The organism is Bartonella silvatica, assembly GCF_040545155.1.
Taxonomy (GTDB): Bacteria; Pseudomonadota; Alphaproteobacteria; order Rhizobiales; family Rhizobiaceae; genus Bartonella; species Bartonella silvatica.
The window spans coordinates 21,182-27,735 of record NZ_JBEPLI010000019.1 but is presented as its reverse complement, the minus strand read 5'-3'; the positions used below and the strand labels follow the sequence as shown (position 1 = coordinate 27,735).

Sequence of the window (6,554 nt, the reverse complement as noted above, 5' to 3'; positions counted from 1 at the left end):
TGATTCAAGATAAGCAGGTTTGAAATGAGAGAATCCTACGTTATTCGGGACTCTCATTCAACATACAAAACAGTGAATTATCATTATAAATCAATGCCTTGTATGACTATTTTATGGGTAACTTTTACTTTTCGTGCTCTTATTATTTGTTAATCAGATTCATAACAATTCGAGTAAGAAAATTAGGCAATAGCATACTATTTTTATAGATAAATTTACTCTTAAATACCTCTAAAAATAGTTATGCGTTCATTTCATACTTGTTTAGGTAATTTAGTAAAAAAATATTTTATGTTTGAAAAACAATAATTTTTTAATAAATTATTTCCAAAGCCTTTAAAGTTTGGGTTTTCGTTTTGTTGATTACAACTTTCTTTCTTGAATATACATTGAAAAAATGTCTAAATAGAAGATCTAATTATAATAGATTAAAATATTTTCATGGATATTCAAAAAAATATTAATTTACTGAAATTTTATTATCTGGGGGGATTTTTAAGGTAAAAAATACATATATTACTTTAAGTAAAAAATCTTAGCTCAAGCTGTAAGGGCAGGGATGAGAAATATTCTCTAATAAAATGATGTTTTTAAAAAGTAAGTGGCTAATTTTACCATTTATAAATAAAAAATGAATGAAGAAAATTGTTTAGCTGATCAGTTTTCGTCTCTTGTACAGAGCATTTCAGTCTTTTTCTATTTTATAGAAAAAGACTGAAATGCTACGCATCGTATTGTAAATAAATTAAGAAAGAAAATTATGACTATTATTCTAAAACCGGGTGAAGTAACACTGAGAGAACTTGAAAACATTTATTTTAATAATGAGATCAGTACACTTCATAGTAGTAGGTACTTGGCTATCCAAAAGGGCGCAGAGCGTATTGCTGAAATTGCTGCTGGAAGTGAGCCAGTCTACGGCATTAATACTGGTTTTGGAAAATTGGCTTCAATTAAAATTGATGCAAATGATGTTGCTACTTTACAAAGAAATCTCATTTTATCACATTGCTGTGGTGTGGGAGAGCCTTTAGCTGAAAATATTGTGCGGTTAATAATGACCTTAAAGCTTCTTTCTTTAGGACGAGGAGCTTCTGGTGTGCGGTTAGAATTGGTGCATTTGCTAGAAAATATGCTGGCAAAGGGTGTTATTCCTGTCATTCCTGAAAAGGGGTCTGTTGGTGCTTCAGGTGACCTTGCTCCACTTGCGCATATGGCCGCTGTTATGATGGGAGAAGGAGAAGCATTCTTTCAAAATATTCGTATGAGTGGAGCGGCGGCTCTCACGAAGGCGGGGTTATCTCCTATTATTTTAGAGGCTAAAGAGGGGCTAGCTCTTATTAATGGGACTCAAACATCAACAGCGCTTGCTCTTGCAGGTCTTTTTCGAGGGTATAGGACATTATGTGGTGGGCTTTTAGCAGGCGCATTAACGACAGATGCTATTATGGGATCAACGGCACCATTTCATCCTGATATCCATATTTTACGCGGCCATTATGGACAGATTGCTGTATCACAAACATTAGAAAATCTTTTAGAGGATTCACAAATTCGGGTTGCTCATTTGCGTGGTGATGATCGTGTACAGGATCCCTACTGTATACGTTGCCAACCCCAAGTCATGGGAGCATGTTTTGATATTCTTATGGCGGCAGCAAAAACACTCATCATTGAAGCAAATGCAGTTACAGATAATCCATTAATTTTAAGTAATGGTGAAGTTGTATCAGGTGGAAATTTTCATGCTGAACCTGTAGCATTTGCTGCGGATCAAATTGCTCTTGCTTTATGTGAAATAGGCTCTATTTCGCAAAGGCGTGTTGCTCTTATGGTTGATCCAGTAGTTTCTTATGGGCTTCCAGCTTTTTTAGCACAAAATGCTGGTCTTAACTCAGGTTTTATGATTGCTGAAGTAACTGCGGCTGCTTTAATGTCTGAAAATAAACAGATGGCGCATCCTGCTTCTGTAGACTCAACACCAACTTCAGCAAATCAAGAAGATCACGTTTCTATGGCTTGCCATGGGGCGCGTCGATTATTGACTATGAGTGAAAATCTTTTTACTATTATTGGCATTGAAACACTTGTAGCAGCACAAGGAATTGAATACCGCTCACCTTTAAAAACAAGCCTTTTCTTACAGTCTGTTATGAAGCATCTACGTGAAAATATCGATTCCCTGAAGGAGGATCGTTATATGGCTACAGATCTTCATAAGTGCCATGTTTTGGTATGTGAAGGGCACTTATTATCTCGTTTACCAGAGACACTTTTTCCTAAATTAGAGGCTAAGTAATATTTTTTAAAAATCAATGAGGAAGAAAAAGTATTTAATTCTTTAACCTCCTCATAATATCATATTTTGTTGTGCCTAGAATAAATTTATAAAATATGATACTGTGTATATTATACTTAATTATTATTAGTAATACCTCTATTATACTATAGGTCATAATTACAACCTATACATTGCCATTACATAAATTTTACTATATTATTTCTTATAAATGTTATTGTATGTAATATATTTATAAATATATAATAATATTATTATCTATTCTTCTTATTTTTTAATATTTCATAAATTTTATAGTTACTTTTTTGTGTTATTTATCAAAATAATGGAGAAAGAAATGTTTATAAGCCGCATATTACCTATTCTAATAACAGTTGTTTTCTCTTTTTCGCAAATTATAGAGGTTAATGCCAGCCTTTGGAGGGGTAGATCTCAAGAGAGTATTCTTTTTGGCATTGTTAAACAAGAAAAAGAGATACCTACTCAAACAAAAAATAAAGTGTTGATTAATATTTCAGATCACATTGTGAGAGAAAATAATAGAGCTTTTATTGGACCAAAGGTAAAAAAAGCTATTTTCATTGTAATGACTTTTTTATTTGGAAAACTTGCTATTAAAGCAGTTGAAGTTTTGAAAAAAAAAGCTGGAGATGTACTTTATCAAACCCTTAATAACAGTTTTAAAAGGCGATAAAATTTATCTTATCATAAATAAACCTTCAAATTAGTATTGAAAGTTATTTTATACTTTATCATATATAACTTGCTATGAGTTAAAAACTGAGATTTTTTGCTCTTAGATATTGCTATATAAATTTTGAATCTTCTCTTTTGAAGAAAAAGTATGAGGAGTGCAGTTGAATGTGCTCCAATGTTACTCTACGGAAAAATAATAAATTTAAAAATAAAATAAGTGGTAATGAAATTTTTCATTACCACTTATTTTAAATAAAATGATACAGAGCTTTAAGCTATTACAAAAAGCTGCATAATTCGCAATAAAAGCATTTCTCATCGTCTAGGATAGAGAATCTAACCGATCATAAGGTTTTGTTTATTATAAAATGGGTGTTTTGTGCAGTGGAATTAGCTAACATTTAAATCAAGAAGGAAAAAAATGGAAAAAAATGAGCTTAAGCGGGGTATGAATAAACGCCAGGTTATCTTTTTAGCTCTTGGCTCAGCTATTGGAACAGGTCTTTTTTATGGGTCTGCACAAGCGATTAAGCTTGCTGGTCCAAGTGTTTTGATTGCTTATTGTATTGCTGGTTTAGCTATTTTTATGGTTATGCGTGCTCTTGGTGAGATGATTATTCATAATCCATTACCTGGTTCCTTTGCCCGTTATGCTGGGAATTACATATCACCATTAGCTGGTTTTTTAACGGGGTGGACATATGTATTTGAGATGATTCTTGTTGGTTTAGCTGATATCACTGCTTTTGCAAGTTATATGGGGTTTTGGTATCCTCATGTTGCCCCTTGGATATGGGCACTTAGTATCACACTGATCATTACAGGGATCAATTTAGCAGCAGTAGAAGTATATGGTGAACTAGAATTTTGGCTATCTTCCATTAAAATTACTGCTGTCATTGCAATGATAATTTTAGGGATAGGAATTATTTTATATAGTTGGGGTACAAATACCTCCTCTATAGTCAGCCCTCGTAATTTATGGGAAAATGACGGTATTTTTCCCAATGGTTTGTTTGGTTTTTTTGCATGTTTTAGTGTTGTTGTCTTTGCGTTTGGTGGTATAGAAATCATAGGGATGGCAGTCATGGAGGTGCAGGATCCCGATCAAACAATCTCAAAGGCAATTAATTCTACTCCATTTCGTGTTTTGCTCTTTTATATCATGACCTTAGCTGTTTTAATGTCTCTTTATCCTTGGAGTAAAATTGGTCTTATGGATAGTCCTTTTGTTTCAATTTTTGAAAACCTTGGGATTTCATCGGCAGCAAATATTTTGAACATTGTTGTTGTTACAGCGGCAATCTCTGCGATGAATAGTGGAATGTATGGTGCATGTCGCATGATCCATGGGTTATCGCAAGAAGGTTATGCTTTAAAGAAGTTTCAATATTTATCAAAAAATGGTGTCCCAGTTCTTATTATTTTATTGATTTTTATCATATTTCTTTTTGGCGTTGTTCTTAATTATTTTTATCATGAAGGACTTTTCTTTTTCATTGCGGCAATGGCAACGTTTGCAACAGTTTTTGTTTGGATGATAATTTTACTTTCACAAATTTTTATGCGGCTTAAAATGTCTAAAGAAGAACAGAGTAATTTAAAATTTCCAATTCCTCTTTGGCCGATAGGATCAATTTTTTCTGTGTTATTTATGATTTTTATTTTTATTTTGTTATGGTTTTTCGATAATACACGACCAGTTTTGATCATCGGTGTTAGTTGGATTATTTGGCTTGTTATTTGTTTCTATACACTTAAACTTTACAATTTGAAGAAAAAAGCAAGATGAATAAGCATTCAATAAAAATAGTGGGTGGTTTCATATTGCCTAAAAATATCTAAGCTCATATAAAACAGAGATAATGACGAAACGATACATTAAAAATCATAAATATATTTTAAAAGATACAAAGAGATTTTAATTTTTTTGTCTTCACGATATATGATGGATTTATTCTTATAGGTTTGTAAGTTTTTTTGATTAATAACTTATTGTTTTAAAGATTCGGAGATAAAGCATTTTATAAAACACTACCATCTATGAATAATTATCATCATTATAGTTTATAAAACTCACAATAGCTTTTTATTAAATATCAAAACCACTCTGCCAAATGCTTCATCGTTTGAGGCTGTCTGCAAGGATTGCATCACAGCAACAGAACATCAATAACTTTAAAAAAGATTGTATTCATAATTTACCTACTTTTAAAAACTATTTTTTTAATGTTCTTAAACCCATCTTACGATGTTGTCCGAAAATAAGTACAAAAGCTATTGAACAAATTTCATCTTTATATTTGTGAGGAGACAGTCAACATCATTCTATTTTCTAGATCATAGATATTGCGACGCCTCTTGCATTGAGACGGTTGATAAGAAGCACTTTTTCTTTCTTGTACAGTTTGCCTCCATGTCAGCTTCTACTTTTAACATATAAGCAAGTGACTTTTATTAATTCAATATGAGCGAAAAAGCCTACAATATTCAACGTTGCTCTTTAAGTTTTAAATGATAATTTATTACGATAAATCGATACTCTATAGTATCTCATACAATTTACAGGCTGCAACTTAAGTTGAGTTAAAGGGGAAGGGGAGTAAGAGGTCTTTCTTTAAGCAGAAGAAAGACTTCAATTTATCACGAAAATATCTACGAACTCTAAAGAAGCACTCATTGACTCCATCACTATATTTGTCAGCTGCCAAAACTTTGATTCTGCATATACAAAAAGAGAAGTAAGTTTCTTCATCTTTAAACAAAATACCAGAAACTCTTATTCTTGAATGATGCCACATGCTAAACGTGCTCCACCTCCACCAAGCGGTAATGGTTCATCTGATTGATTATCTCCTCCTAAATGAACAATTAAAGAATGTCCTTTAATTTCAGTAATATGTCTAATTCGTGGTGCAATAACGCTCATCGTTGACCAACCTTTATCATCGGTATAAAGCGCTGGCAAATCACCTAAGTGACCATGAATATTATAAGGACCAAGGTGTTTGCCTGTACGATCAGGGTCATAATGTCCACCTGCTGCTCCACCAATTACACCATCTTTCATATCACATGAAGGGTTTTCATGCACATGAAAACCATGCAGTCCTTTTGGAAGAGAAGATAAATTGGGTGTAAAAATCAAACCATGTGCACTTTCTTCAATTTTAATTATACCAATAGAATTCTTTAGATCATTCTTATTGAGCTCATAAATTTTTACTTTTATCGAAGCTGCAAGGGCAAGAGAGTTATAATTCAAAAATGCCAACAGAGCTAAAAAGGAAAGAAAAACTTTCTTCATACCAGAACTCATTTCATATTAAAATTCTATATTTTTTAATAAACTTCAAAGGAACATTTAATTACTGAGTATAAAAACTGTAATCGCTACTAAATTTATAGCTATAAAGGTGAACCCCTTCAGATTAAAGGCTGAAAGGATCCCTCTTGCTGAGATAGCTATATTTCACTGACATTCTTTCAAGAGGTGTATCTAAAAAATATTTTTTAAAATGTTAAATTAAATCAAAAATTCCAATATTTGAATTGATAA

Annotated in this window: 4 protein-coding genes; 3 read left to right on the top strand and 1 reads right to left on the bottom strand. The window is 32.3% G+C overall.

The features are described 5' to 3' along the window. The first annotated feature begins 760 nt into the window (after positions 1-760). From hutH to ABID23_RS06700, 3 genes are all read left to right on the top strand, one after another. Positions 761-2,299, top strand: coding sequence for a histidine ammonia-lyase (gene hutH / locus ABID23_RS06710; RefSeq protein ID WP_354190555.1), 1,539 nt, complete (start codon positions 761-763; stop codon positions 2,297-2,299). 337 nt (positions 2,300-2,636) lie between these two features. Continuing rightward, a complete protein-coding gene (locus ABID23_RS06705; RefSeq protein ID WP_354190553.1) occupies positions 2,637-2,993 on the top strand; it encodes a hypothetical protein in 357 nt (118 codons plus the stop codon). Between the two features lie 423 nt (positions 2,994-3,416). After that, entirely contained in the window at positions 3,417-4,787 is a 1,371-nt protein-coding gene (locus tag ABID23_RS06700; protein ID WP_354190551.1) for an amino acid permease, read from the top strand. 987 nt (positions 4,788-5,774) lie between these two features. Here ABID23_RS06700 and sodC read toward each other — a convergent pair. Continuing rightward, the gene (gene sodC / locus ABID23_RS06695) at positions 5,775-6,302 is read right to left on the bottom strand and encodes a superoxide dismutase [Cu-Zn] SodC (protein ID WP_354190549.1); all 528 of its coding nucleotides are present in this window, start codon (positions 6,300-6,302) and stop codon (positions 5,775-5,777) included. Between the last annotated feature and the right edge of the window lie 252 nt (positions 6,303-6,554).

Bases quoted from the DNA above. Each gene is read 5' to 3' on its own strand.
- ABID23_RS06705 (WP_354190553.1), top strand. From the start codon at position 2,637: ATGTTTATAAGCCGCATATTACCTATTCTAATAACAGTTGTTTTCTCT.
- hutH (WP_354190555.1), top strand. From the start codon at position 761: ATGACTATTATTCTAAAACCGGGTGAAGTAACACTGAGAGAACTTGAA.
- sodC (WP_354190549.1), bottom strand. From the start codon at position 6,302: ATGAAGAAAGTTTTTCTTTCCTTTTTAGCTCTGTTGGCATTTTTGAAT.
- ABID23_RS06700 (WP_354190551.1), top strand. From the start codon at position 3,417: ATGGAAAAAAATGAGCTTAAGCGGGGTATGAATAAACGCCAGGTTATC.